Source organism: Klebsiella sp. C239 (genome assembly GCF_048822715.1).
GTDB lineage: Bacteria > Pseudomonadota > Gammaproteobacteria > Enterobacterales > Enterobacteriaceae > Klebsiella > Klebsiella quasipneumoniae.
Genome location: NZ_JBMEZK010000009.1, coordinates 122,832 through 148,946, shown reverse-complemented (window position 1 = coordinate 148,946; position 26,115 = coordinate 122,832). Strand labels below are relative to the sequence as shown.

32 protein-coding genes are annotated in these 26,115 nt (G+C 49.5%); 7 read left to right on the top strand and 25 right to left on the bottom strand.

Annotated elements, in window-relative coordinates; translation table 11 throughout:
• Positions 1–9 precede the first annotated feature (9 nt).
• Both panC and panD read left to right on the top strand, forming a co-directional pair.
• Positions 10–864, top strand: a complete 855-nt coding sequence (gene panC, locus ACOI6Z_RS21770; protein WP_023292009.1) for a pantoate--beta-alanine ligase — start codon at positions 10–12, stop codon at positions 862–864.
• A 93-nt stretch (positions 865–957) separates the two neighbouring features.
• Entirely contained in the window at positions 958–1,338 is a 381-nt protein-coding gene (gene panD, locus ACOI6Z_RS21765) for an aspartate 1-decarboxylase (protein WP_004204397.1), read from the top strand.
• A 36-nt stretch (positions 1,339–1,374) separates the two neighbouring features.
• Here the strand turns inward: panD and ACOI6Z_RS21760 are convergent, their stop codons facing one another.
• The 4 genes from ACOI6Z_RS21760 to ACOI6Z_RS21745 all read right to left on the bottom strand — a co-directional run bounded on the left by ACOI6Z_RS21760 (position 1,375) and on the right by ACOI6Z_RS21745 (position 4,943).
• Positions 1,375–2,628 (bottom strand): polysaccharide deacetylase family protein, encoded by a 1,254-nt coding sequence (locus tag ACOI6Z_RS21760; protein WP_023292008.1) that lies wholly within the window; start codon positions 2,626–2,628, stop codon positions 1,375–1,377.
• A 58-nt stretch (positions 2,629–2,686) separates the two neighbouring features.
• Positions 2,687–3,127, bottom strand: coding sequence for a PTS sugar transporter subunit IIA (locus ACOI6Z_RS21755; protein WP_023292007.1), 441 nt, complete (start codon positions 3,125–3,127; stop codon positions 2,687–2,689).
• A 122-nt stretch (positions 3,128–3,249) separates the two neighbouring features.
• The gene (locus ACOI6Z_RS21750) at positions 3,250–4,020 is read right to left on the bottom strand and encodes an ABC transporter permease (protein WP_004204389.1); all 771 of its coding nucleotides are present in this window, start codon (positions 4,018–4,020) and stop codon (positions 3,250–3,252) included.
• Complete coding sequence (locus ACOI6Z_RS21745) at positions 4,017–4,943, bottom strand: ABC transporter ATP-binding protein (RefSeq protein ID WP_044521051.1); 927 nt, start codon at positions 4,941–4,943, stop codon at positions 4,017–4,019. Before ACOI6Z_RS21745 ends, ACOI6Z_RS21750 begins: the two co-directional genes overlap by 4 nt.
• A 178-nt stretch (positions 4,944–5,121) precedes the next feature.
• On the opposite strand from ACOI6Z_RS21745, the gene can reads away from it, so the two are divergent.
• Positions 5,122–5,784, top strand: a complete 663-nt coding sequence (gene can / locus ACOI6Z_RS21740) for a carbonate dehydratase (RefSeq protein ID WP_004204385.1) — start codon at positions 5,122–5,124, stop codon at positions 5,782–5,784.
• A gap of 48 nt (positions 5,785–5,832) precedes the next feature.
• Here can and hpt read toward each other — a convergent pair whose 3' ends face one another.
• Positions 5,833–6,369 (bottom strand): hypoxanthine phosphoribosyltransferase, encoded by a 537-nt coding sequence (gene hpt, locus ACOI6Z_RS21735; protein ID WP_022065048.1) that lies wholly within the window; start codon positions 6,367–6,369, stop codon positions 5,833–5,835.
• A gap of 691 nt (positions 6,370–7,060) precedes the next feature.
• On the opposite strand from hpt, the gene ACOI6Z_RS21730 reads away from it, so the two are divergent.
• A complete protein-coding gene (locus ACOI6Z_RS21730) occupies positions 7,061–8,359 on the top strand; it encodes a putative phage abortive infection protein (protein WP_420687515.1) in 1,299 nt (432 codons plus the stop codon).
• Between the two features lie 151 nt (positions 8,360–8,510).
• Here the strand turns inward: ACOI6Z_RS21730 and ACOI6Z_RS21725 are convergent, their stop codons facing one another.
• The 15 genes from ACOI6Z_RS21725 to ACOI6Z_RS21655 all read right to left on the bottom strand — a co-directional run bounded on the left by ACOI6Z_RS21725 (position 8,511) and on the right by ACOI6Z_RS21655 (position 19,162).
• Entirely contained in the window at positions 8,511–8,699 is a 189-nt protein-coding gene (locus tag ACOI6Z_RS21725; RefSeq protein WP_049139129.1) for a hypothetical protein, read from the bottom strand.
• A 107-nt stretch (positions 8,700–8,806) separates the two neighbouring features.
• Positions 8,807–9,394 (bottom strand): hypothetical protein, encoded by a 588-nt coding sequence (locus tag ACOI6Z_RS21720; protein ID WP_064158216.1) that lies wholly within the window; start codon positions 9,392–9,394, stop codon positions 8,807–8,809.
• 345 nt (positions 9,395–9,739) lie between these two features.
• Complete coding sequence (locus ACOI6Z_RS21715; protein ID WP_048965091.1) at positions 9,740–11,614, bottom strand: hypothetical protein; 1,875 nt, start codon at positions 11,612–11,614, stop codon at positions 9,740–9,742.
• Positions 11,611–12,093, bottom strand: coding sequence for a hypothetical protein (locus ACOI6Z_RS21710; RefSeq protein WP_102781540.1), 483 nt, complete (start codon positions 12,091–12,093; stop codon positions 11,611–11,613). Before ACOI6Z_RS21710 ends, ACOI6Z_RS21715 begins: the two co-directional genes overlap by 4 nt.
• A gap of 20 nt (positions 12,094–12,113) precedes the next feature.
• Entirely contained in the window at positions 12,114–12,845 is a 732-nt protein-coding gene (locus ACOI6Z_RS21705) for a hypothetical protein (RefSeq protein WP_088717017.1), read from the bottom strand.
• A gap of 71 nt (positions 12,846–12,916) precedes the next feature.
• Positions 12,917–13,093 carry a hypothetical protein gene (locus ACOI6Z_RS21700; RefSeq protein WP_012540151.1) on the bottom strand — a complete coding sequence of 59 codons (177 nt, stop codon included), beginning with the start codon at positions 13,091–13,093 and terminating at the stop codon, positions 12,917–12,919.
• 334 nt (positions 13,094–13,427) lie between these two features.
• Complete coding sequence (locus tag ACOI6Z_RS21695; protein ID WP_420687514.1) at positions 13,428–15,032, bottom strand: hypothetical protein; 1,605 nt, start codon at positions 15,030–15,032, stop codon at positions 13,428–13,430.
• A 261-nt stretch (positions 15,033–15,293) separates the two neighbouring features.
• Positions 15,294–15,524, bottom strand: a complete 231-nt coding sequence (locus ACOI6Z_RS21690) for a hypothetical protein (protein ID WP_049139297.1) — start codon at positions 15,522–15,524, stop codon at positions 15,294–15,296.
• Between the two features lie 306 nt (positions 15,525–15,830).
• Positions 15,831–17,579: a DNA primase family protein gene (locus ACOI6Z_RS21685; protein ID WP_049139299.1), complete on the bottom strand. Its 1,749-nt coding sequence runs from the start codon at positions 17,577–17,579 to the stop codon at positions 15,831–15,833.
• On the bottom strand, positions 17,576–17,947 hold the full coding sequence (locus tag ACOI6Z_RS21680) for a hypothetical protein (protein WP_040968884.1): 372 nt from the start codon (positions 17,945–17,947) through the stop codon (positions 17,576–17,578). The genes ACOI6Z_RS21685 and ACOI6Z_RS21680 overlap by 4 nt, the downstream gene beginning before the upstream one ends.
• A complete protein-coding gene (locus ACOI6Z_RS21675) occupies positions 17,940–18,137 on the bottom strand; it encodes a hypothetical protein (protein WP_049139300.1) in 198 nt (65 codons plus the stop codon). The genes ACOI6Z_RS21680 and ACOI6Z_RS21675 overlap by 8 nt, the downstream gene beginning before the upstream one ends.
• 63 nt (positions 18,138–18,200) lie before the next feature.
• Positions 18,201–18,422 carry a hypothetical protein gene (locus ACOI6Z_RS21670; protein WP_049139301.1) on the bottom strand — a complete coding sequence of 74 codons (222 nt, stop codon included), beginning with the start codon at positions 18,420–18,422 and terminating at the stop codon, positions 18,201–18,203.
• Positions 18,419–18,622, bottom strand: a complete 204-nt coding sequence (locus ACOI6Z_RS21665; protein WP_049139302.1) for a hypothetical protein — start codon at positions 18,620–18,622, stop codon at positions 18,419–18,421. Before ACOI6Z_RS21665 ends, ACOI6Z_RS21670 begins: the two co-directional genes overlap by 4 nt.
• Positions 18,615–18,956 carry a hypothetical protein gene (locus tag ACOI6Z_RS21660; protein WP_227508102.1) on the bottom strand — a complete coding sequence of 114 codons (342 nt, stop codon included), beginning with the start codon at positions 18,954–18,956 and terminating at the stop codon, positions 18,615–18,617. Before ACOI6Z_RS21660 ends, ACOI6Z_RS21665 begins: the two co-directional genes overlap by 8 nt.
• A complete protein-coding gene (locus tag ACOI6Z_RS21655) occupies positions 18,953–19,162 on the bottom strand; it encodes a host cell division inhibitor Icd-like protein (RefSeq protein ID WP_158442634.1) in 210 nt (69 codons plus the stop codon). The genes ACOI6Z_RS21660 and ACOI6Z_RS21655 overlap by 4 nt, the downstream gene beginning before the upstream one ends.
• 190 nt (positions 19,163–19,352) lie before the next feature.
• On the opposite strand from ACOI6Z_RS21655, the gene ACOI6Z_RS21650 reads away from it, so the two are divergent.
• A complete protein-coding gene (locus ACOI6Z_RS21650; RefSeq protein WP_049139303.1) occupies positions 19,353–19,544 on the top strand; it encodes a YlcI/YnfO family protein in 192 nt (63 codons plus the stop codon).
• Positions 19,544–19,783, top strand: coding sequence for a hypothetical protein (locus tag ACOI6Z_RS21645; RefSeq protein ID WP_049139304.1), 240 nt, complete (start codon positions 19,544–19,546; stop codon positions 19,781–19,783). The genes ACOI6Z_RS21650 and ACOI6Z_RS21645 overlap by 1 nt, the downstream gene beginning before the upstream one ends.
• Positions 19,784–19,958: 175 nt before the next feature.
• Here the strand turns inward: ACOI6Z_RS21645 and ACOI6Z_RS21640 are convergent, their stop codons facing one another.
• The 5 genes from ACOI6Z_RS21640 to ACOI6Z_RS21620 form a co-directional block, all read right to left on the bottom strand.
• Positions 19,959–20,576, bottom strand: coding sequence for a Bro-N domain-containing protein (locus ACOI6Z_RS21640; protein WP_049139305.1), 618 nt, complete (start codon positions 20,574–20,576; stop codon positions 19,959–19,961).
• A gap of 138 nt (positions 20,577–20,714) precedes the next feature.
• Positions 20,715–20,999: a helix-turn-helix transcriptional regulator gene (locus ACOI6Z_RS21635; protein WP_049139306.1), complete on the bottom strand. Its 285-nt coding sequence runs from the start codon at positions 20,997–20,999 to the stop codon at positions 20,715–20,717.
• A 152-nt stretch (positions 21,000–21,151) separates the two neighbouring features.
• Entirely contained in the window at positions 21,152–21,970 is an 819-nt protein-coding gene (locus ACOI6Z_RS21630; protein ID WP_137036800.1) for a hypothetical protein, read from the bottom strand.
• Between the two features lie 92 nt (positions 21,971–22,062).
• On the bottom strand, positions 22,063–23,289 hold the full coding sequence (locus ACOI6Z_RS21625; RefSeq protein WP_049139945.1) for a tyrosine-type recombinase/integrase: 1,227 nt from the start codon (positions 23,287–23,289) through the stop codon (positions 22,063–22,065).
• Between the two features lie 201 nt (positions 23,290–23,490).
• A complete protein-coding gene (locus ACOI6Z_RS21620) occupies positions 23,491–23,610 on the bottom strand; it encodes a hypothetical protein (RefSeq protein WP_032426021.1) in 120 nt (39 codons plus the stop codon).
• Positions 23,611–23,689: 79 nt separating this feature from the next.
• Here ACOI6Z_RS21620 and ACOI6Z_RS21615 point away from each other — a divergent pair, with 79 nt between their 5' ends.
• Positions 23,690–26,080: a glucose/quinate/shikimate family membrane-bound PQQ-dependent dehydrogenase gene (locus tag ACOI6Z_RS21615; protein WP_032455031.1), complete on the top strand. Its 2,391-nt coding sequence runs from the start codon at positions 23,690–23,692 to the stop codon at positions 26,078–26,080.
• Positions 26,081–26,115 lie beyond the last annotated feature (35 nt).

The following is a 26,115-nucleotide window of genomic DNA, read 5'->3' as shown; positions in this document are numbered from 1 at the left end:
AGTCTTGTTGTGCTGATTATAGAATCCGTGCTGCTGCTGCGTCAGCATATCCGCCGTCTGCGTCAGGAAGGCAAGCGTATCGCGCTGGTCCCGACGATGGGCAACCTGCATGATGGTCATATGAAGCTGGTTGATGAAGCCAAAGCCAGCGCGGACGTGGTGGTGGTCAGTATTTTCGTCAATCCGATGCAGTTTGACCGCGCCGATGACCTGGCGCGCTACCCGCGCACCCTGCAGGATGATTGCGAAAAGCTGAACAAGCGTCATGTCGACTTTGTCTTCGCGCCGACGCCGGCGGAAGTCTACCCGCAGGGCACCGAAGGCCAGACCTACGTCGACGTCCCCGGCCTGTCCACTATGCTGGAAGGCGCCAGCCGTCCGGGCCATTTTCGCGGCGTGTCGACCATCGTCAGTAAGCTGTTCAACCTGGTTCAGCCAGACGTCGCCTGCTTTGGCGAGAAAGACTTCCAGCAGCTGGCGCTGATCCGCAAGATGGTTGCCGACATGGGCTACGATATCGATATTATCGGCGTGCCGATCGTCCGCGCGAAGGATGGCCTGGCGTTGAGCTCGCGTAACGGCTATCTGACCGCCGACCAGCGCAAAATCGCCCCCGGTCTGTATAAAGTGCTGAGCGCGGTGGCGGAAAAACTGGCCGCCGGCGACCGTCAGCTCGACGAGATCATCGCTATCGCCGAGCAGGAGCTGAACGAGAAAGGTTTCCGTGCCGACGACATTCAGATCCGCGATGCCGACACCCTGCTTGAGCTGACCGAAGCCAGCCAGCGCGCGGTGATCCTGATGGCCGCCTGGCTCGGTCAGGCCCGCCTGATCGACAACCAGATCGTCACGCTCGGTCAGTAGACAGCGGGTAAAAATCGGGCAATACTTGCCCGGGCTTTTCTCAGGGCGGACGTCGTGTCCGCTCTGCTACATTAAGGTTGAAGGGTAGAAGTTATGATGCGTAATATGCTGCAGGGCAAGCTCCACCGCGTAAAAGTGACGCAGGCTGACCTGCACTATGAAGGTTCCTGCGCCATTGACCAGGATTTCCTGGATGCGGCCGGTATTCTGGAGAATGAAACCATTCACCTCTGGAACGTCACCAACGGTAACCGTTTCTCCACCTACGCCATTGCCGCCGAGCGGGGTTCCAGAATCATCTCCGTTAACGGCGCCGCCGCGCACTGCGCCAGCGTCGGCGATATCCTGATCATCGCCAGCTTCGTCACCATGTCTGACGAAGAGGCGCGCCGCTGGCAGCCCAACATCGCCTACTTCGAAGGCGACAACGAAATGAAGCGCCAGGCGAAAGCGATTCCGGTGCAGGTCGCCTGATGACCACGACGCTGCGCTCAGGCGCAGCGCCGAAGTTTACCCCTGCGGCTGGTTACTGATCAGCCGCGACATCGTCTCCAGCGAATCCGTGCGTAAGATATATAACCGCTTTAGCAGAAACGGATTGTCCCCCGGCTTCACCTTCCCACGCACTGTCGTCACCGCCATATGAAACCCGGCGTCATTCGCCGCCTGCACCGCCGTGGCGTTATAGCCGCCGAAGGGATAGGAAAGGTAGAGCACATGTGGATTAAACTGGCTCAGCGCCCGACGCGAACGGGCAAAATCAAACAGAATATTATGGTAATTGCGGCTGAATAAGATCGGCCGCCGGCCGGCGTCCACCCGGTGCAGGAAGTGGGTATGCGACTGAATGTCAAAGACGTCCTGGATCTGCCGGAGCTCAGAAATGCTCATGAACTGCAGCGATTTCGGATCCCATTGCTGCGGATGACGCTTGATGCGCGAAGAGATAATAAAAGCGGTGGCGTGGAAGCCATACTGTTTCAACACCGGATAGGCGTAGCGGTTTACCGATTTCAAACCGTCATCGAAGGTAATGGCGACTGCCCGCGCCGGAAGGTTAATTTTATTGCGCACGTAGCCTTCCAGCTGATACAGGGTCAGCGTGGTATACCCCTGATCCCGCAGCCAGGTCATCTGGTTATTGAAGGCGCGTACCGAGGTGGTGGTCGAGGTATGGCGGAAACGGGTGTTCTCTTCGTCACGCAGAATATGGTGATAGGTCAGCACGGGGATCCCGTTATCCTCCTGCGCATCCAGACTGCTGACCCACGCCAGCCGATCGCCAATGCGGATCTGAAACCAGGTCTGATTGAGGCGGTCTTTCAGCTTGCTGAGGATCGGATAGCGCAGATTATTGGCCAGCGTGCCGAACGGCGCGCTGCTCACTGAGGGAGCGTCATAGAGCGGTGTATCTTTCCAGGTGAGTAAATTCTGGTTACTCAGCGGCTTATTGAGATCCCCCAGACGGTCCTCCACCCGCTGCTTACCCTGCACTGGCTCCAGATGGCCCTTGTCAATAAACCCGGTGCCGAAGCCGAAGCGAAACTCATAGTAATCAGCCGCCGTCGGGACAACCGCGAGGATCTGCCCGGCACGCACATTGCCCACGCTGACCACATGGTTCCCTACCTGCGCCCAGATCACCGCGTCTTCGGTGGTTTGCATATAGCGCACAGGTTTGCCCTGCTGACTAAGCAGACTGGCGGAGGCGCTGAGTGAGGTCAGTAAAAGAAGCAGAGTAAAAAATCGGACAAGCATGCGCATCGAACCGGTAAACCATCAACGGCGGTTATTGTAACAAAAGCGGCATCTGTCCCGCTGCTTAATTTCCAAAGGTATCATGACGCAACCGGAACGGGGGATTCTTCTGCTGCTGATGCCACAGGCTGCTCACCATCGGTCCGCCCGCGCTGACGATAGCCTGGCGAAACGCCTCGCTGCTTAACGTGTCCCGCAGCAGATACATTCGCTCAAGTAATGAATAGCTGACGCCGGAGATCACTTCGCAGTGGGTATGTTTGTGACTCATCAGCGCCGCGGCCCGATAAGGCGCCGCGCCGGTTCTGTCGGTTAGGAAAATGACCCCGTCCCCGGAGTCGGTGGCATGCAGCGCATCGCACATCATCCGGCTCAACATATTGCTGCTGAGATTGCGCCAGTAATTGACCGCCCGGCACTGGGCCAGCGGACCAAATTTTTGTTCAAGACGATCCAGCATCTCCTGCGCCAGCTCATCGTGGCAGGTAATGACCCAACCAAGCATGCTTCCCTCCTTAGCCAGCCAACAATGTAGCAAGGGGAAGATGGCGTATCGGTGATGGGGGTCAAAGATAAGCGGTTAGCGCTTCGCGTATTGGCGTCCGGAAGCGCTAACCGTGATGAGTATCAGCTACGCAGGCCGCGACCGCGCTGGATTAACGACCAGCAGAGGAGATAGAAGGCGACGATGAAGACCACCAGCACCGCAAAGGTGGTCACCAGCGGCACATCGTTGATACCGAGGAAGCCGAAGCGGAAGCCGCTGATCATGTAGACGATGGGGTTCAGATGCGACAGCCCCTGCCAGAACGGCGGCAGCAGGGTCAGCGAGTAGAACACCCCGCCGAGATAGGTCAGCGGCGTCAACACAAAGGTCGGGATCAGGCTGATGTCATCGAAGGTCTTGGCAAACACCGCGTTCAGCAGTCCGGCCAGCGAGAACAGCACCGCGGTGAGGAGCAGCGTCAGGGCGACAAACAGCCAGGAGTGAACCTGGAACGGCACAAAGAACAGCGACACCGCGGTCACCAGGATACCCACGCACAGCCCGCGCGCCACCCCGCCGCCCACGTAGCCGGCGATAATCACGTGCGTCGGCACCGGCGCCACCAGCAGCTCCTCAATGTTGCGCTGAAACTTGGCGCTGAAGAACGACGAGGCGACGTTGGCGTAAGCGTTGGTGATCACCGCCATCATGATCAGGCCCGGCACGATAAACTGCATGTAGGTAAAGCCATGCATCTCGCCGATGCGCGACCCGATCAGGTTGCCGAAAATCACGAAGTACAGGGTCATGGTGATCACCGGCGGCACCAGCGTCTGCACCCAGATGCGCATAAAACGGTGGATCTCTTTGGTCCAGATGCTTTTCAGCGCGACCCAATAAAGCTGCATCATGCTGACTCTCCTTTTCGCTCATGCACCAGGGTGACAAACAGCTCTTCCAGACGGTTGGCTTTGTTACGCATACTCAGTACTTGCACCCCCTGGGCGCTCAGCTGCGCGAAAACGCTGTTAATCCCCTGCTCGCGCAGGACCTCCACTTCCAGCGTCGAGGTATCGACCAGCTGATACTGGTAGCCCTCGAGCTTCGGCACCGGGCTTTTTGGCGCGAGGTCGAGAATAAAGGTCTCTGATTTCAGCTTCGACAGCAGCGCTTTCATCGAGGTGTTTTCCACCAGCGTACCGTGCTGGATGATGCCGATGTTGCGGCACAGCATTTCGGCCTCTTCCAGATAGTGGGTGGTCAGAATAATGGTGGTTCCACGATCGTTGAGATCCTTGAGGAAACCCCACATCGAGCGGCGTAGTTCGATATCGACGCCGGCGGTCGGCTCGTCGAGGATCAGCAGCTTCGGCTCATGCATCAACGCGCGAGCGATCATCAGGCGGCGCTTCATCCCCCCGGAGAGCATCCGCGCGCGTTCGCTGCGTTTTTCCCACAGATCGAGCTGTTTTAAGTACTTTTCGCTGCGGGCGATGGCTTCTTTACGCTCAACGCCGTAGTAACCCGCCTGGTTAACGACGATCTGCTGCACGGTCTCGAACGGGTTAAAGTTAAACTCCTGCGGCACCAGGCCAAGCTGGCGCTTGGCGTTGACGACGTCTTTCTCCAGATCGTAGCCAAAGACATTGACCTGACCGGAGGTTTTGTTCACCAGCGAGCTGATGATGCCGATCGTCGTGGATTTTCCCGCCCCGTTCGGGCCCAGCAGGGCATAGAAATCCCCCGCTTCAACCTGCAGGTCAATTCCCCGCAGCGCCTGAACCCCGCCGGGGTAGGTTTTTTTGAGCTGTTTTATTTCCAGAGCAATGGTCATTAAATATCTCTTCTCGTGTCATGACACGTCATTAACCCGCCTGACTGACGTTTGCGCTGTAGTGGCGCGGCCAGCGCATCTGCAGCCGGAAGTATCACGGGTTAAGATGGTTTTAAAAAAGGTGAGCTTACCCTATATTAGCGCAACGCACTTACTTGGTTACAGGCCGATAACGTCCATGAATGATATAGATACACTCATCAGCAATAATGCACTATGGTCAAAAATGCTGGTGGAAGAGGACCCCGGCTTTTTTGAGAAACTGTCGCAAACGCAGAAACCGCGCTTCCTGTGGATTGGCTGTTCTGACAGCCGCGTACCCGCTGAGCGACTCACCGGCCTGGAGCCAGGCGAACTGTTTGTGCATCGTAACGTGGCGAATCTGGTGATCCACACCGACCTCAACTGCCTGTCGGTGGTGCAGTATGCCGTCGATGTTCTCGAAGTCGAGCACATTATTATCTGCGGCCATTACGGCTGCGGCGGTGTACAGGCGGCGGTGGAGAACCCGGAGCTGGGGCTCATCGACAACTGGCTGCTGCATATCCGCGATATCTGGTTTAAACACAGCTCGCTGCTGGGGGAAATGCCGGAGGAGCGCCGTCTGGATACCCTTTGTGAACTGAACGTAATGGAGCAGGTGTACAACCTGGGACATTCGACGATTATGCAATCGGCGTGGAAGCGCGGACAGAAGGTGACCATCCACGGCTGGGCATATGGCATTCACGACGGACTGCTGCGCGATCTGGATGTGACCGCCGTGAGCCGGGAAACCCTTGAACAGCGCTATCGCCACGGGATCTCCAACCTCAAGATCAAGCACATCAACCACAAATAGCCTTCAGACTTAGCCACTCTGGCGCGCGCGCCAGAGTGGGATATCCCCTTACTCGTCCAGCAGGGTGACTTTGCCGATATACGGCAGATGGCGGTAGCGCTGAGCGTAGTCGATACCGTAGCCCACCACGAACTCGTCCGGAATGGCGAAACCGACGAACTCAACCGGGACATTCACTTCACGGCGGCTTGGTTTATCCAGCAGCGTACAAATGGCCAGCGACTTCGGCTCGCGCAAGCTGAGGATCTCACGCACTTTAGACAGGGTATTGCCGGAGTCGATGATATCTTCCACGATCAGAACGTCTTTACCACGGATGTCTTCGTCCAGATCTTTGAGGATTTTCACATCACGGGTAGTGGACATGCCGCTGCCGTAGCTCGAGGCGGTCATAAAATCGACTTCATGCGGCACCTGCACTTCACGGCACAGGTCGGCCATGAACATAAACGAGCCGCGCAGCAGCCCCACCAGCACCATTTCGCTGCCGCTGTCCTGATAATGTTCGTTGATTTGACGACCCAGTTCCGCGATGCGCGCTTTGATCTCGGATTCCGGGATCATCACTTCTACAATATGTTTCATAATCTATATATCCCACTGATTTTAATCAGTTAAACTCAGTTTCATGCTATGCAATTCAGTAAATATTGATACACCGATTGATATACGGATTATCACACAAACCAGAAATGATGCGACAGCATGAGCACCAAAGAAAGGCGGCGAGTATACAGTATTATGTTCTGAGAAGAAAAATGCAGCACTGACTATCAGTTCAAACTGTTAATCCCAGGCAAGGTGCCGTATTCTGGAAATCTGTTAAATGGGAAAAGGGGTAACAAGATGAGCCACCAAGAAGACTACGCTCGCGGGTACAGCGATGGCTACAAATCAGTACAAGGAAACGTCATTCCTCCAATAGCGCCAATCGGTCCAATAACCCCACTAGGTTCTGATCCTTACGAGGAAGGATACAAAGCCGGAGTTGAAGCTGCTGGAGGTTAGCAGAGAAAAACGACATGAACTGGCACTAATCAGTAACATGTTGTTTATAAAAGCATTAGAATTAGGGAAAAATAAAAGGGCGGTGGAATCGGAGATCTTCAAAGAAACCATGGAGTACGGGAAAAATTGATTGTGCATACGCTCTCGTTGTCCGTGGGCGTTGAATAACGGGCCTCTGTCGAAGAATTGGTGTATTACGTAAAAAGCTAAACATCATGTCTCAACGACCGTCTGCCCAGCAGAATAACAATCATTTATAAGGGTATTTATGCTTTTTTTACTTGTGGTTTTTCTTGTGCTATTGGGTGTGCTTTGGCATTGGTTTCAAAATAATATTACATTGATATCAGGACTTGCCACAGCTCTTGCATTTTTTGCAACAGCCTGGGCTGCCCATGAAGGCAGGAAAAGTGCCAGAGCAGCATTTCGTGCCGTAAAAACATCAGAGGATGCCCTAGAGGAAACAAGGAAAAACTATCTCAGAGATGCCTTCAATCAACGGTTCTCGTTATTACTTGAACAACACAACACCTATCTTGAAAAGGTAAATAATTATGTTCTTACTGAATCAGGATGGCTCTTCATAAAAGAAAAATTCTATTCAACTAATCATTTCGAAGCATTTAATGCGATGAGTGGGCATGTTATACTTAGCCCTTACATGCGTATTTTATATCACACGCTTAGATTTGTTGATCAAGATTATTTTGGCGAAAAAAACGATATAAAAGGAAAGAAAAAATACACTTCACTAATCAGATCACTTATAAGCAATGATGTATTGTTTTTGGTTGCAGTTAACTCTAGCTATGTTTCAAATGAAGGTAATAAGAATCAGTATTACAAGTATCAATATCTTTTACAGAGGTTTGATTTTTTTGAGCATGCAAATTTCATTAACATTAATCATCAAAACGAAACCAGCAAAAACTTTGCTTTAACAACTCCAATTCTAAATATTGAGGGCGATATTAAAAATACCTTTTATAATTACATCTCAGACGGAAACCACGATGCCACTTCAAATTTTAGAATAAACATGTACATACCAGCCATTGTTGCATACATATATAAAAACCCTCTTCAGGGTACAATGCGCACGTGGCTCGATAAAGCCCCCTCTTTTTTGTTTCACACTTTTATAGAGAATACAGACAAGAGAAGTTATGAAGATATTTTCAATATGTATTTATTTGAAAAGTTTTCTAACTGTTATATCGATAAAGCCATCTATAACACGAATATTCTATACAATGCAGAGAGCAAGAGAAAATTAGATAAAGAGATATTAAAAAGCATCATCAGGGCTGTCAGGGGTGAACGTTTACAATCTTACTCTCTTGATTCCATAAAGTTTGTCAAATTAAAAAACAACAGTAGCCACGTCTCAACCTGTTATAATTTTGAAACTCTTTATTATGATATAATAAATTATAAAAAACATATTGACAGAAAAAATTACATTTCATTTGGCAAGCGTTACTTACCTGTAAAAGACATGGCTACTAAATTCAGAAAATTTGAAAGTGAACTAAAAAAACAATGTGCTCTAACTTACATTGATTAACAGATTGTATACATAACACAATAACTACTTGATTTATCCGATACCGTCACTTTGGTCGTCATGCTTTCAGTGAATTCATATTTATAGCGCAGGTAAATCTTCAGCATCTCATAAGTCAAACAAGCTTTAGCGGTTCAATGATGAGAAGGAGCTATCGACGAGGTTCTGGTTTACGCCAGTGATATTCTGGTGCATTCATCCGCCGACGGTGCCGTTCTTTTGCTGCGAGAGTTCCAGCCACTCTGCAACGTAACTCCAGCATATCGGCGGCGTTCAGCTCATGCCCCTGCAGGCGGGCCAGCTCTTCAATTGCCGCCTCGATCTTCTTCTGTTTTAACATAGTTGTATCCTCCTGCCCTAAGGGCCCACCGGCTATGCCCTGAGCATCAATATAAAAAGCCAGCCCCGAGGGGCTGGAATAACAGGAGCCCGCTGGCACACTTTGCTTTAGTCGGTATCGTCGGCCAGGGCATACAGCAACGAAGGTATAACCCTCCGCATGGCTGTTTCTTCGGTTTCATCGCTCATGAGAGTCAGGGTGTAATCCCGGCACTCGTAAACCACATCATACGAAGACAGGCCGAACGCGCCACCCGCGATGATCTGCCCGATTTCATCGTCTGGCGTTTCAACAATCGACAGCCGGTAGCCGCCGAACGTCACAGGCGGGTTATAGGGGCCTTCGCTTACAAACAGCTCTACGGCCTTTGCAGCAACTTGGGCTCGTTCGTCCGGTTCCATCCCGGCCACCTTGGTGACGCCTGACGCTATGATGCGTTTAATCTCCGCAACACTCATTTCCACCAGCGTATTCCCCTGCGCCTGACCTGCTGGAGCAGACTTGATTTTGCCCCTGGCATTCTTCGTGCGCGGGTCACTGGCACTGCGGTATCGGGCCAGATAAGTATCACAGGCCTCCTGGTCAATCTTCCCGTCAACCCGCGCCGGAAATCCTTCATGGCTCTCCCAGTTATACAGTGCCTGCCGGCTCATTCCGGCATGTTTCGCGTACTGACTGACGCTCATTAGTGACATAACTTTTCTCCTGCCTCATTGTCGCCGGCTGGCCAGTGTGTCAACCCGCCAGCGGAAAACTGTCAATCAAACGTCAAGGGATCAACCGCTTGACACTTTTTTCTGTCAACTTGACACTTTTCGGGCTGAAAGTGTCAATCAAACTGTCAATCAAAATTCTCACGAACTCCCCTGCATCACGCGCCGCTTCTGGACTTTAACAACCTGTCAACAAAAAGTGTCAAGTGTAAAGTGTCAATCAAATTGAAAACCCGTTGCTACAAAAACACTGCGGCGCGCAATGCCCGTGCCTTACAAAAGTCTCAGGAAGGACCCATTTTTGTAAGGCGACGGTGGAAGCCCGCATCAATAGTTCATGGGCGTAATGATTTTCCCATTGTTTTCAACGTTGTACGTTTTCCGCTCGCCTTTATCGTTAATCATCGTTATTTCCAGTCTCAATGGTTGTTCTGCAAGAGCGTCCGTAAGGGAGCGGGTTATATTCTCGGTAATTACGTTAACATTACTGTCTCCGTCCGCAGGAGACAGTATGGAAGAGGATCGTCCTCCACCTCCGGCGCCAGAAATGATATCCCGACGCTGCTGCGTCAACCTTTCGGGGTTTCTCTGTCCAGACCACTGATCATCCATAATGGCTGACTGTATCGCCTTTTTCAGTTGCTCTTCAGTGTAGGGCTGTGAGCCCTGTTCGTGCTGAATCATTGAGGCCATCAGCGTCTTAAGAACTTCCGGGTTATGAAGGTCAAGCCGTTGATCGGCTCCATACCTGGTTCTTGAGGTCACATCGTCAATATATGCACGCGTGTTGTTTTCAGAACTCGGAGCATACGTATGAATAATTCCACCGGGAGTATTATTTCCACGATCGCCATAAAGCATCAGTTGGCGAGCCATAGCCGACAGACCATCATCATCGCTGGCAAATGTGGAAAATTTGCCCCTCTTCCCGGTTGAGTTAGGTGCAGCTTTCAGGTTTCCAGGGTTATGATTTCGAAATCCCGGTGTGTTTTTACTGGCCGGGCTATAGGGGATCTGACCGCGTACAGGAGCGGGTCGGGTAATAGCGTTGACATCCCTCAGTAGTTGCCGGGATCGATCCTGGTTATAAAAATACTGGTGATATTTCTTCCTTGCTTCATCGGTCATAACGCCAGCAGTTAGCTGGTTTTTTTCATTCCCATTAAGTCTTTTCTGGAATTCAGGATCTGCCAGCGCTCTGCGCATCAGCTCTGAGTCGTCGCCTTTGTTTTGTCCGGCAAACCGCCCCATGGAAATGTTGTCGAAATTATTCGCCAGCATATCCGTAAAGCCATTCACCATATCGGTAAGGCCATTGGTATCAATAGAGGCATAAACCTTACGTTCAAGCTTTGATTTGAATCCGTCCCAGGAAGCGCTCGCTTCCTTAACTGCAACATCGAAGCTTGTAAGTTGCTGGTTAAGGGCGGGATCCACCGTCAATCCTACCTTATCCGCTTTTGCCAGAAGCCCGGCATACTTCGAGCCTTCGCGCAACAGTGTCAACATTTCAGGGGTTAACCCCATGGCATTAGCGAACGACTTCTGCTGGTCAGGACGAAGTTTAGGGAAAATCCTTGCGATGGATTCAAGCGTCTTTAGCGTATTAACCGAACCATCTTTGTTTTTCTCAATTTGTGCGCCTATCTGCGCCATAGCAGACATGACAACAGCATTACCCGCACTGTTCGCTTCGTTGAGTGATTTAAAGATTCCCTCAATGGAAGAAGCAGCGCTTTCGCTATCGGCCCCCACAAGCTGAAGGGCACCTGAAAGGCGGGAAAAATCCTGAACGCTCATCGCGGTATTTTTCGCATGGGTGTCCAGGTCATAAGCGCCCCGAGCTGCCTCTTTGTAACTCTCGGCAAGTTTACCCGTTGCGTAAGCCACGCCACCGACGGCCCCAACAACTCCACCTGCCAGCCCCATTCCGGCAATTTTAGACGACATCTCCCCCACTATTTTTAATGGGGGGATCATGTCTCCGATAAACTGAACGTTATCGCGAGCCGTGCTGGCCATGATGTCCAGTCTGGAGTTATACCCATTCAGCCCATCAAGCGTCTCCTGTCCACCCAACTGTAACCCTTTCCGGGTCTTCTCCAGTTGAGGTTCAAGATTGCGAACAGCCTCGTCGATATGTGCTATTGCTTCGCTGACATGATCACCGGCAACCAGTTCAAAATCGAATGAATTACTCATGCTTCCTCCACCAGCGAATTAACGCTATTGGTGATGTCATCAAACGTAATGGGTTCTACAAACTTCTCCAGCGCCGACAGGGCAGCATTAAAACCTGCACGATAGCCGTTTGTGTCACCGTTAATCATGCTGTGCTGGAATGCCGCCATGTTCTGGTCTTCGGCATCAAGGAACTCCCAGCCAGGATAAACTTTCTCCATAGCCCGACGGGTAAAACGACTGAGCTGCCGAGCGCTGCCTTTTAGTCTGGCAATAGCCTGCTGATGTGGGATCCCTTCCGCGATAAGATGAAATGCCTGTATCGGATTTTGTTTTGCCTCTTTGCTCACCGCTATCAGATGAGCATCAGAATGGGCGTATTCAGGGAGTTCCTCTTCTTCAACCGATTGCTGAAGCTGACGCATGCGCTGCATACGGCGCCCGGAAAAGCCATATGCCTGCGCATCAGATTGCGGCTTGTTGAGGTGCTGAAAGTTCATAACGCTCATCTCCGCAGCTCTCAGAGAGGAACCTGTGATTTAAGGCGTTCGGCTTCGCCTGCTGGCCCTTCAATCTTGCCATTCACGCGACGGGTATCTCCCGGCAGGCTCACACCAGATGCCCGGATACGATCGTTACGGCGTGCAGCAGCCTGCGCGACCTCTTCCCGGTACTCTTCGTCAGCCTTACGGCGAGCATTCACATTCTGAGGTGACATAGGGTCATAGTCGTTTTGCATCTTAGATGCCTTGCTGGCTAATGCTTTAATCTCGTCTTCTGTCAGAGGCTCTTCCATCTTCTTCAGCGCCTTCAGAGCGCTACTCTGGGCAGCAGAGTAACCATTTGCATCACGGTTCTGCGTTGAAAACGTTAGCGCCGAGCGAGCTTTCTCTTCGTCATCCTGAAATTCCCAGGTCGGGTCGTTCTCTTCCATAAACTTTTGGGTAAACACAGAAAGCGCCATCGGCGACGATGCCAGCTGCAGCTTTATTTTCTTCGAAGAAAGCTCCGTTTCCTTCAACAAACGAACCGCCAGAACCGGGTTATTTTTTGCCTCCGGGGAAACCGCGACATTGTGGCCGCGACTGTGCTGCTTAGGTCTGGCGATCCTGGTGTCGTCACTGTCCAGTTTCAGTGGCACATTCCCGTTATCAGATTCACCCTTCGTTTTGTTTTTTCCTGAAAGATGCGAGAAATCGAACATAGATGGTTTTTCCTCAGAGAGTTGGGACTGTTTTTTCTTACCTTTCATACCGAACGCTGCTCGCGCCCATGAGGGTAGTTTCATTAGCGGCATTGGTTTCTCCTTTTTGGGCGGTAGCGTTACTTCTTGCCCGCCTCATGCCGGTGGATACCCTGCCGCAAAAGATGACGCGCCAGCTCCTGAATGCTTGGGGCTGCGCCAACGGCAGAACGTCGGCATTCATCATCCCGAAGGCGCTGTAAACCTTCGAGAATCGGCTGATCGACAAGAATCGGCTTTTTGCTGGTTACTGCCATTTCCTGACCTCCTGACACTGGTTAAACATACAGACTTCTTCTGCATGCGCTTAACTTATGATCAATAAATTGAATCGTCAAGATAAATTATTTTAATCAATATGGATGCGGTTTTCGGCAGGTTGAGGCACGTAGGAAGTTAAGCTGACTCACAATGAAGAAATGATAGAGTGAAGTTCAGAAAGGTCGCCAGCAGTTGTTACATGGAGAAGGAAACAACGAGAAGTGTTCAGAATCGCTTAGTAATTCAGTATTATTTTATCAAGCTAATACTATATAAATATAATCCTCTTAACGCTTTATGTAGATAAAGAGGATTATATTAGTCAAATGATTAGAGATCATTATTAATCATAATTTTATTATTTACACAATTAAAAACATAAGCGTTTTTCAATATCTTTTCTTCGCAGATTAAATTTATTTGTTTTTTAAGATCACCGAAAGCATCCTTTTTACTTTTGCCTGTAATTCTTCTCTCAAGGTTCAAATCATATTGCTCAAGAACATAATTCCCATCACATTCTTCCAAAAAGCCTTGCGCTGAAAATATGAATGAAAAAAATATTGATTCAAATGACAAAGATATAGCAAAAATAACACACATATCCTTTTTAACATCAAATAATAGTTCATCATCCTCAGTTCTTATGTTGATAGCCGGAAATTTACTTTCAACACTATCATTGCCATTTATAAAATTATAAATGGCAATGATATTAGCAGCATTGTTCTTTAGCGTATTCATACTTAGTTTTATTTTTGATTCAAATCTATTTTTGACTGCAAGAGATATTAAATTATCTATTGCAGTAATTGATAAAAGAAGATCTTTTTTATTGTTCTTATTTTCGCTATCCGAGATTCTAATTGTAAGTGGTATGGATGTTTTTTCATCGCTCTTTTTTAGATATAATGAAACCGGTGACTCATCTATAAATAACATTTTTATAGTAAGTAATACATTCCTCATTTCAAATATATCAATGGCCTTGCCAGGATCCAAAAATGTAACTTTCGTGCCTACATTGTCACTGTTGAATAAAATGTCGACATTATCACATTTGGCGCGAAGCACTGGAGCATTAGATGCTTTTTTTGAAAAAGGTGAAAAATAATATTCACATGGAAAAGACACGGTCTCACCAGCACTTTCGAAAACCGCCTCACCAGTTGTGACTGGTTGAACATTCAATATTTCTATAATTGCTTTTTCTTGAGTTAATTCTTCTTGTAATAATTTTATATTGAACCTATTACTCCATGAAACCATATTTCTTATATTAATCTTCTCTGGATAGCCAAGAGAGGCTCTTGCAAGTGACATGAGTTCACTGCTTGAATCTATTTCAAATTTCATTTCATAATTCAATTTTTCATACCCAAGTGTCTTTAGTTGTTTTTCTTTTCTTTTGACGTAGGTATTCATTCCTTCATTCACGTAAGACTCTATTTTTTCCTTCAAAGCCTTACCTGAGAATTCTTTTATCTCATCATTTTTACCATAAGGGATGTTCATTGTTATGTGATTTAATGGGAGTTTATCTCCCGCCTGATTTTCTCTAAGCCTTTTAAGTATTTTAAAAATCAAATCATCGTCTGTATGAACAAGATATATATTGTCTGGATTTATATTCCCATTATACTCTGCAATAAAAAAGAAACATGGTAAAGTTGAATCGCAAAAACGCTTCAAGTTTGATAATTTAACCTGAACGGATTTATTCTTATTGTCACTTGATTTGACCTGCACTTTACATTCTATAGCCCGATCATCTCCATCAATCAATATGCTGTCATGTTGTTTTAATGGGAAATCCACAAAAAAATCCCATCCAGCGCAATCATCACCTTGAGATGTCCCACATGCTAAACCTGCATCACCGCAGAGTTTTATAAAATCCCCCTGCCCTATATTTCCAACTTTTCTTTCATGCATAAACACACCTCTTTTACATGGGCACAGACATGTTATATCAATGTATCTACTATATACTCAATCAGTTATAGCAATCATTTTTCCATACTTACATCTGAAAGTCCCCTTGGCCACCATAGAGCATGTTTCTAACTTTTCTCGTTGCCTGGATCTCCAGTTCGGCCACGAGTCGCCTGTGTGCTGTAATCTACGAGGTCCTTTGCAGGACCTCAGCAGCGTTAGAAAGCAGGCATTTAGACGTTCGACGGCCAGCTCCGTGCTTTATGTCAACGAACCGGGCCATAAATCCAGAGTTTCCACCAGTGACCGGATATACATTCCCGCCTGATCAATAGCTGCTGCCTGCATGAACCCCGCCACCAGCTCAGGGTGTGCACTGGCATAGCCCGTGCCGAACTGTTTATCTATTGCCTCTACAGCCTCACGCATCCAGAGGGGCTGCGCTACCTGCTGATTTCTTCTCAACCATTCCGGCTTCCAGCATTTTTTCACCTCAGTTTTCTCTAATGAGATATAAAAATTAAAAGTTTTGAGTTTTTCTCTCTACCCTATCTACCTGATTGCTTTCAGCCCAGTAATGGCGCGGGTTTCAGGCGGGTAGATAGCATTAATTTACTACCTACCCTCTGTCTACCCAGAGGGTTTTTCTCTCTACCCATTGGGTAGACAAGGTAGATAGCAGGTAGACAGTAGGTAGATAGTAATTCTCATGCTATCTACCTCACTTAACTTACTGTTTTATATTACTTAATCATCCTTCTTCAACCGTTGGGTAGATAGTAATGATTTTTAAAAATTCTATTCTTCGTCTTTTGGCTGTTCAGAGCCGTATGCTCTGGGCATAAACTCATCAGCCAGCTCACTTATACCGACATTGGTCTGCCGCCTCCCCTTGATCGTTCTGGTGAGATATTCCTGACCATATTCCCGCGCTGCCGCTGTTATCGCTTTGCCAAAATTCGTGACCGCCAGCGGCTTAATGCCGTGATATTCAGCAAAGGCCAGATAGAGGTGATAAAGGTATTTCCTCGGCTCCAGCGCAGAATAATGACCGCCTCCCATCATCAGTCCTTTGGCCTCATCCATAAAAAACAGCGCTGCGCACAGGTCTATGATCGGGTCTGTACCCCGTTTAACCTCCATCGCCTCATCAGAACGTTGCTGTTCACGCAAAAGCTGTTTCACTTCGTCCTGTTTCACGAAACGGGTTAACAGGTGGCGGATAATCACAGGGAGTTCCGACTCGATTTTTTCCACCAGCATTGGATCACGCTGATCCTCACTGACCACATCTGAAAAATTAAAAATCACCCGCCGTCTTGATATCCCGCCACCAATATCACTGAACCGCATGGCATCATTGTTAACCGCCAGAATGACAGCCGGTATACGCATCGAGTAGGGTTGTCTGTACTTCGGGTTGATTGATACCTTATCCCCGCCGGTTATCGCTTTCAGCCCTGCGCCATCGCCTACGTAGCGAGTCATATCGGGCATGACGATAAGCGAATACCCCACCAGCAACTCACGCTCTTTGGGATTCTCCAGCGCTGACATGCTGGCCGACTGCGTATTGCCCTTACCCGCCAGCATGGTACAGATTTCAGCCATAACGCTTTTACCACTGCCGGCAGGGCCCGTTACTTCAAGAAACAACTGCCAGTCGTAGCGATTAGCCATCACCATATAAAGCGCGGCAAGCAGTCGTGACGCTTTTCTGTCATTTCTTGCGGTAGCATGCTGCAGCCAGCGCCAGAAGTTAGGCGCATGGGATTCAAGTGTCTCCCCCTGAGTCACCTTCCCGAATTCAACCTCACTGGCGACCAGTAACCAGTCCTCTCTCTGATGGGGACGGAATACCCCCTTCCGGGTATCAAAAACACCATTAGAGAAGCCAATCAGGTTACGTTCTGTGGCTCCCATCGGCGGCAGGCTCAACTTCATCGTATCGACCGCATTCTTCATGGCCGTCATGGAATATGGCGCATCAGCCTCAATAAATATTGCCGCCATCTGGCGGGCAAGCGCCTTATCGCTGATCGGCGTCCATATCACCCCGTTATAGTGGTGTACTGTGTCCGATTCCTGGTGAAGCGCCAGTAATCCACCATAGTGATCAAGAAGCACCTCCCCGCGCTGACTTGGGCCCATCTGGTTGAGTGAGGACGTGGCCGCATCAGTGACACGCTTCTTTTTCTCCGGCTTCGGTTGCGGAAATATCCGGTTAATCCGCTCTGCATCACAGAGAAGCTGTTTAACCTCATCGCCGATAACCTCTGCCACCAGCGCAATGCGGTTTTCTTTTTGTCTGCTGGCATCGGTCAATACCAGACCCAAATCACATAATTCTTCGTAAGTTGGGCCACTACCGGCAACAAATTCACACAGACGACGCGCCAGAACACCATAAGGCGAAGTACTGTCACGGTGGCGTGCTACGGCAGCATCTGCCCCTTTCTTGTCGATGGCATGGCCATTGACCCAGGAATACACGCAGGAAAAGAGCGCGTCGGAAATTTCTTCTGGTTTGATTACGGTGTCTGTCACTTCGGGATCCCTCCACTCATCTGGAATTTGCCTAACAACGGGTGATACCAGTATGCCGATCCGTATTTACGTTTAGCGCTACGCAACACCTGCCTAGCCACTTCCCTGAATTTCTCTTCCGGCGCAACAAAGCCACCCGCTTTTAACTTCACCATCATCACGCCAGTATTTTTCGCCAGCTCTTCCGCCTTTTTGGTGGAAATACCGAACTCAGCGGCCAGAGTAGATACCGGCGCCATACCCGGGGGTATTTCTCCCCCCTGGCTGTCAGTCAGTGATTTAACCTGCTGCTCAAGGAACAGCACCTTTTCAGTCAGCAGGTCTATACGCCTTTCAAGCGATTCGTTTAACTCTGCCGGGTTATGCATGGCCTACCTCCGGCAATTCTTGATCAAGCATGAAGGAAGCAAGCTCACACGAAATGTCGTAAGCAAGCTCAACCAACTGCTGTCTTTCATGCTCCTGCACAGCGTTCTCTGAAATCACCATAAGTAGCGTTGAAAGCTGTAAAGTTCGCGATTTCGCCTTCTTCGGGGTCAATATTTCGAGCCTAGACATTTCGTACCTCCCCAAGGCATAAATCGGTATTTACCGACTTTTTCGGGAGCAGATATAAATTACTCACGATTTGCCCTCCCTAAAGTCACGCATAACATAATCATGTAGCGCACTTTCTGCCTCGTTCATGGATTCCGGTACGCCATTTAACAATGTCATGAGCGAACCTAAGAGACGCGGAAGGTCTGGATCTGAATCTTTCGAGATTCTTTCCATCCAAAGAGATAAAACCGCCTGGGCCTGCTCAACCTGGCAGGTCGCATCAATAAGGGGTAAATGTCTCATGCTTTACCCTCCCGTTCTGTACGTGATTCCTCTTCTCCCAGAAAACCACCTACATCGCCGATCAAGTCTTTAACTATCGCGATCAGCGCGTCAATTTCGCTATCTTCCATGCGCACAGCCGACTTTCCCTGCATCAGGGCGAGAATAATTTCTGCCTGATATGCTTTATCAGCAGCCTGCTGGACGGTTAATTCACTCATGACGAACCTCCTGACCTGAAGGGAATGTCGGCGCAGGTACTTCATTGCGAAAGCCTGGCTCGGTTGTGGGAGGCAGTGATTTTGCATCTAACGCTTCTATCATCGTGATGGAATGCATGGCATCTACCCACACTGCTATTTCTTCTATTTCGTCGCGTTCAGTCGTATTGGCAATGCCAGGAAGGACCTCATTTAACAGGTGTAAGAGACCCGCGCTTATCCGCAATAAACGATCGTGTGAATTACTTTCTGGAGTATTAGGCACAATACTCTCTGTACGTCCAATGACCTGATTTACACGTTCCAGGATTCGAGCTCTTTGAGCAATATTCATACTGCCACCTCCATCACCTGAAAGGCATGAAATGGAAGGCGGGCGGCAAAAATGAGGGTTACGCCGGGCATGGTGTCGCGGGCTTCCTGCTCACTGGATGCGTTGACGTAAATAACCAACGGCTTTGCAGTAGGGTTTCGCTCGGAAGTGGAGAGAAAACGCCATGTAAATTCAGGGCGAGTTTGGGTATGCTGTGATCCAGCCATAACTGTTACCTCGACTAACGGTTTGTGGTTAGAGGCCCGGTTAGTGTTCCTAGCACTGCCGGGCTTCGCACTTACAAGGTGTATTTCACCTCTGATATTCAAGCTAGCCCAAAGTGAAATACACTTCAAGCCTTTTTCTTTTGTTTTTTTTGCGTATACTGAAATACACCTAACACAAGGAGTTTCAGTAATGGCAACCGGTGCGAAGAACGCAAAGTCACAAATGACTACAGTTCGAATCCCCCATGATGTGATGGAAGATATTGAAAGTTTGAAGCAAGAAGGCGAAAGCACCGCTGGTTTTCTCGTAACTGCAGCCAAAGGTGAGATCAAACGTCGCCAGCGTAAGCAGAACAAAACTTCAGGTGGAGTATCAGAGTAATGAAGAAGAATCGCTTTACCAGAGAACAAGCTATTGACCAAATGAAGGTTGCAGTTGCCCCCTTCATTGTTAGAACCGATAAGGCTCACGCTACAGACCCAATCAGTTATAGGATATTCGCATCTGCAGATGATGAAATGCATATTGAACACGGCGAATTTGGTTATAAAGACTACTCTAAACCAGAGGTCCTGTTGCCCCGCCTCAAGCGGATAAAAGAATGGCTTGATGGCATCTAGAAAATAGTGAGACTCAAATTCTTGGTAACGGATATACGGAATTTTTCCCACACTGACGATAGCCCACAGAGCTAAAAATTTAGCTCTGTAATTGACCACCACAATCAATGTGATATCCTGGCTCTGCTTAAATATTTGGTAGTGACATTGGCAGCTCTGCAAAGCTGCCTTTGTTTTATGCATCATCTTCAATTCCCTCCAGCAATCCGGGTTGATACTTTCTCCATAATCCAATTTCTTCCATCTCAAGACGGGCTTTCTCTCCTTTGCACGCCTGTAGGTCACTACCGCACTTACTGGCTTTCTTTGTGTACTGATCCTTGCGGCGGCTGAAGTCATTCAGGAATGAGAACGGGACGCCGTATGAACCGGTTTTACGTATGGACGGGATAACTTCGCGGAATACCCAATTGCTGAAGCGGTGGGCGAACGTCCCAGCAGTGGATGCCTTGCGGCTGCGGGCAATCAGTTTATAGAAGCCGGATTCTGCGGCCATATTCCAGCTACGTGCTCCACCACGCTTACCCGAATGACCCTCAGTTAAAGTTAGGGTCATTACCTCGTCACCATCCAGAGAGGCAACGGCACTGGTAGGGTTGCTGATTTCCAACGCCTGGCATACATCAGAGACAACGAACCACGGCTCACCGAAGACATTCACAATCCTGACTGTGCGTCCTTCAAATTTAATTACCGAAATATCATTTTCATTTGCCGTGAAATTCGCCTTTTTGCCGGTTTCAGGGTGAGTCTGGCCGCTGCCAGTTAAGGCAGTAAATTTTTTCTGAGTCATTTCTATCGCTCCAAAAGTTGTTATTCAGAGCCGCCGCGACAGCGTTAGGTATGCTGTAATATTTTTAACTCAACGACACGCAACAAAATTTCTTTTCGCTGATCAGACGAAGTTGCGTGTGGTTGCATTAATCTTCTGCTAGGCCGATTTACGGCTATATGGGTTATTGACGTTAGGTACTGCAGGAGGATTGCGAACCCACCAGAGCACATCGGACAAAAGCCAGGCGCAGCTATTGCGGCCAAAGTGGCAACGCGGAGGGAAGCGGCCTTCTTGCTCCATCTTCCAGCGACTGGAACGGGAAAGGCTGGTGATTTCGTTGCATTCATCTTCACGAATGCGGCGGTCGAACTTAAAGCCATACTCTTCCAATAGAGTGCGGCGTTGTTCGGGGTTGGGTGGGGTAAAGGTGATATTTGGCATGTTGCCTCCACTGTTTTGAAGTTTGCGGAGGCAGTATTTAGCTAACGGGTATTAATGAAAATGGCTTCAAAGTTTTAGACTGGTGCTTATAGCTTTAAAGAGGGTAATCTAATGATTAAAACACCCCTTCTAATCTTTAGAGGCCACTACGATCAAAACTTAAAATGCTTGCTGATATATGACGTGATTGTTTCAACACTCTTAACTGGACACTGCCCGTTAGGAAACAAGTGCACCCTGTCGGCAACAGCTCTCGCCCAAGCTGAAAAGTTGTAACTTCCGTCTTTTTTGATGCATTCCTCATTGAAAACATCCGAATTTGTTTCTTTGAATCTTATTGCTGCACTTAAAATTAATAGTTCATTTCTTGCATGACGTTCCTGTGCAGCCTCAGAGCGAATATTTGTCTCATTTCTAATTTCAATCTTATTTACCCCTCCGTTAAAATAATTAGGCAAATCATCAAATTCTTTATTATTTAAAATTAATTTAAAGTCATTCTTTATGATCAGCAAAGCATCAGGATTAATACTAAAAACTTCAGAATCTTCAAACAAAACAAACATTTTTCTACTGGAAGACAGCCACAGATCAAAAATCCCCGGTTTAAACTCATATAAACTATCCATATAATATGCAGATCGTGGCAACGCCCACAGCCCCGAAAATATACACGGCACTACATTATCTAATGGAGGATTTTTATCGAAAAAGTCAGAATAATATTTATTATCCTCACGAAAAAGAGCGCTAACAGTTGAAAAAACATCATTAGCAATAAATCCCTCCATAAAATCGATACTTAATTGACCATCTTCATCAACGAAATGAACATAACCCATACCTTCTTCTATTGGAATATATAAATTAATCCCCCCAACTGATGCCCAGTGAATTAAATCCTCTACTTTGCAATGAAGTGATTCAGCTGCCCGAGATAATGTATAATACTCACGTAATGGCATTCCCATATCGTCACCCTCAACGCCCCTAAATAACTTGCGGGCCAGGCGGGTAGGGTTTCCCGCTTTTCGGTTGGCCGACCTAGACCCGCAATATCAGTTTAATCTCTATTCGCTACAGGTAACAGAACCACATTTTGATGATTACCCGCAAGAAGCTCCAAGCGTTCATACCATTTGTTCAGAGCATCGAGCTTCTCCGGCAAGTACAGGCTACGGTTATAAATAGCCATGACGCCCGGTAGGGCATGACCCAGCAGCAGTTCTACAATATGCGGTGCTATGCCCATATTGTTTAGCCCCGTGGAGAACGTGCGACGCAGATCGTGAAGCGTCCAAGGCTCGTTATGGTGGAAATCTTTATAAAGCCTGCGCCCTTTCAATGATACAGCCTGACGGGTGCGATCTTCTCCCAGCAGTAGTCCCGTTTTGCCTGTCTCGCGTTTTAACTCTTCCAGCCACGGACGTATTGCTTCAGGTATCGATCTAACTATTTTCTCGCGAGTTTTGCTGTGCTCTTTCGGTACTGTCCAAATCCATGAGGAAAAATCCCACTCTGACCATCGAGAGAGGCGAACCTCCATCGTTCGTGCACCAAACAGCACTAGCATTTTGAGAAGACGTGAATAGTAAGGCTGCTGATCATCGCTGTCTGTGGAGCGCCACACATCAGCCAGCTCGCTATCTGACAATACGCGGTCACGTTGGCCGGATGGCTGGCCTACATCCTGAATGGTAAGAAAGGCAAGAGCATCACTGGCGGCATAGCGGCGAACCTTGCAGAAACGTAACGCCTGTTTAGAAATCTGAAACATGCGGCCGGCGGTCATGGGTTTGGTCAGGTTTATTTCATCAAAACAGGCCACCCAATGGCGGGTTTCACATCTGGTGAGCGGATAACGACCAAGGCGCGGGTAAATATGCTTACGTAGCTGTGCCCTTACCAGTTCTTCATCGCTGCGCTTTCTCCTGGCATAGTTCACCAGCCAGTATTCGAGAGCATCCTGTACTGTCACAGGTTTAAGCGTTTCTTCGGTGCTCAGTGCAAGCTCTGTTTTTGGATCAAGACCATTGGCCAACCACTGGCGACACTTTTCCCGCTTTTCTCTTGCAGCTTTTAGCGACAAATCAGGGTAACGGCCAATCGTTAAACGTTCGAGTTTGCTACCCCTTCCACCCAACCGGTAAGAGAATACCCAACTCAGTTGACCCTGTTTTGATGCCCTGACGCTTAAACCTTCACCATCTGCATACATTTCTGGCGCATCACGGTTGGCCGCCTGGAGTGCCTTGAGCTTTTTATCACTTAGCTTGTTAGTGCCCGCCATAGCCCGCCCTGCCTGGATTCTTGATTGCGATTGATACACCGATTGATACACCGTTCGTTGCTACAATCGAAAAACCGCATAAACATACGAACAAAAATAATCGTATCCTACTGATAATAAAAATCAAAATTGATAATTCACGAAATCATGCAAAAGCATGAAAACAAGAAGTATTTTGCTTCTACAGTATGTTTCATAAGACTAACCATTTGATTCTAAATATAAATCATCAAAGCCGCTGCTTTCGCCCCGACGATGACCGGCAAGCCATCCAGTATACCAGCAAAAAGAAATCTGCGGTGCAGGGATTAATAAAGCCATATTTGTGATTCCGATCACACTTGTTAAATCCTATAATTAATTGCAGTTAAAAAATTAACAAACACATGAGTAACTTTCTATGGCTGAAACAAAGTCTCAACAATCAAGGCTCCTGGTGACGCTGACTGCGCTATTTGCAGCGTTCTGCGGCCTCTATCTTTTAATCGGCGGAGCATGGCTGGTCGTGCTTGGCGGCTCCTGGTACTACCCCGTCGCCGGTCTGGTGATGCTGGGCGTGACCGTGATGCTGTTCCGCGGCAAGCGCGCTGCGCTGTGGCTGTACGCCGCGCTGCTGCTGGCGACCATGATCTGGGGCGTCTGGGAAGTCGGCTTCGACTTCTGGGCGCTGACGCCGCGTAGCGATATCCTCGTCTTCTTTGGTATCTGGCTGATCCTGCCCTTTGTCTGGCGTCGTCTGCCGGTGCCTTCCGCTGGCGCCGTAGGCGCGCTGGTCGTCGCCTTGCTGATCAGCGGCGGCATGCTGACCTGGGCCGGTTTTAACGACCCGCAGGAGATCAACGGCACTCTGAGCGCCGACGCCACCCCGGCGGCGCCGATCTCCAACGTTGCCGACGGCGACTGGCCGGCCTATGGCCGCAACCAGGAAGGCCAGCGCTTCTCCCCGCTGAAGCAGATTAACGCCGACAACGTGAAGAACCTGAAGGAAGCCTGGGTGTTCCGCACCGGCGACCTGAAACAGCCGAACGATCCGGGTGAAATCACTAACGAAGTGACGCCGATTAAAGTCGGCGACACGCTCTTCCTGTGTACCGCCCACCAGCGTCTGTTCGCGCTTGACGCCGCCTCCGGTAAAGAGAAGTGGCATTTTGACCCGCAGCTGAACGCCGACCCGTCGTTCCAGCACGTCACCTGCCGCGGTGTCTCGTATCACGAAGCGAAAGCGGATAACGCCCCTGCCGACGTCGTGGCCGACTGTCCGCGCCGCATTATCCTGCCGGTGAACGATGGTCGCCTGTTCGCAGTGAACGCCGACAACGGTAAGCTGTGCGAAACCTTTGCCAACAAAGGTATTCTCAACCTGCAGACCAACATGCCGGTGACCACGCCGGGCATGTATGAACCCACTTCCCCGCCGATTATCACCGATAAGACCATCGTGATTGCCGGCGCAGTTACCGATAACTTCTCTACCCGCGAGCCGTCAGGCGTGATCCGCGGCTTTGATGTGAATACCGGTAAACTGCTGTGGGCCTTCGATCCGGGCGCGAAAGATCCGAACGCCATCCCAAGCGATGAGCATCACTTCACGCTCAACTCACCCAACTCCTGGGCGCCTGCCGCCTACGACGCCAAACTGGATCTGGTCTATCTGCCGATGGGCGTGACCACTCCGGATATCTGGGGCGGTAACCGCACGCCGGAGCAAGAGCGCTATGCCAGCTCGATTGTCGCGCTGAACGCCACCACCGGTAAGCTGGCCTGGAGCTACCAGACCGTCCACCACGATCTGTGGGATATGGACATGCCTTCCCAGCCGACGCTGGCTGACATTGAAGTCAACGGCAAAACCGTGCCGGTCGTCTATGCTCCGGCGAAAACCGGCAACATCTTCGTGCTGGATCGCCGTAATGGCGAGCTGGTGGTCCCGGCCCCGGAAAAACCGGTTCCGCAGGGCGCCGCCAAAGGCGATTACGTCGCCAAAACCCAGCCGTTCTCCGATCTGAGCTTCCGTCCGAAGAAAGATCTGACCGGGGCGGACATGTGGGGCGCCACCATGTTCGACCAGCTGGTGTGCCGCGTGATTTTCCATCAGATGCGCTATGAGGGTATCTTCACCCCGCCATCTGAGCAGGGCACCCTCGTCTTCCCGGGTAACCTGGGGATGTTTGAATGGGGCGGTATCTCCGTCGATCCGAACCGTCAGGTGGCTATCGCCAACCCGATGGCGCTGCCGTTCGTCTCTAAACTGATCCCACGCGGCCCGGGCAACCCAATGGAGCCGCCGAAAGATGCGAAAGGCTCAGGCACCGAGTCCGGCGTGCAGCCGCAGTACGGCGTCCCGTACGGCGTCACCCTGAACCCGTTCCTGTCACCGTTCGGTCTGCCGTGCAAACAGCCGGCCTGGGGCTATATCTCCGCGCTGGATCTGAAAACTAACGAAGTGGTATGGAAAAAACGTATCGGTACCCCGCAGGACAGCCTGCCGTTCCCGATGCCGGTTAAACTCCCATTCACCATGGGTATGCCGATGCTGGGCGGTCCGATCTCCACGGCGGGCAACGTTCTGTTCATCGGCGCGACCGCGGATAACTACCTGCGCGCGTACAATATGAGCAACGGCGAGAAGCTGTGGGAAGCCCGTCTGCCAGCCGGCGGTCAGGCCACCCCGATGACCTACGAAGTGAATGGCAAACAGTATGTTGTCATCTCTGCCGGCGGTCACGGCTCGTTCGGTACCAAAATGGGCGATTATATCGTCGCCTATGCGCTCCCGGATGAGGCGAAATAAAACGCAAAACGGCAACGAAAGTTGCCGTTTTTTTT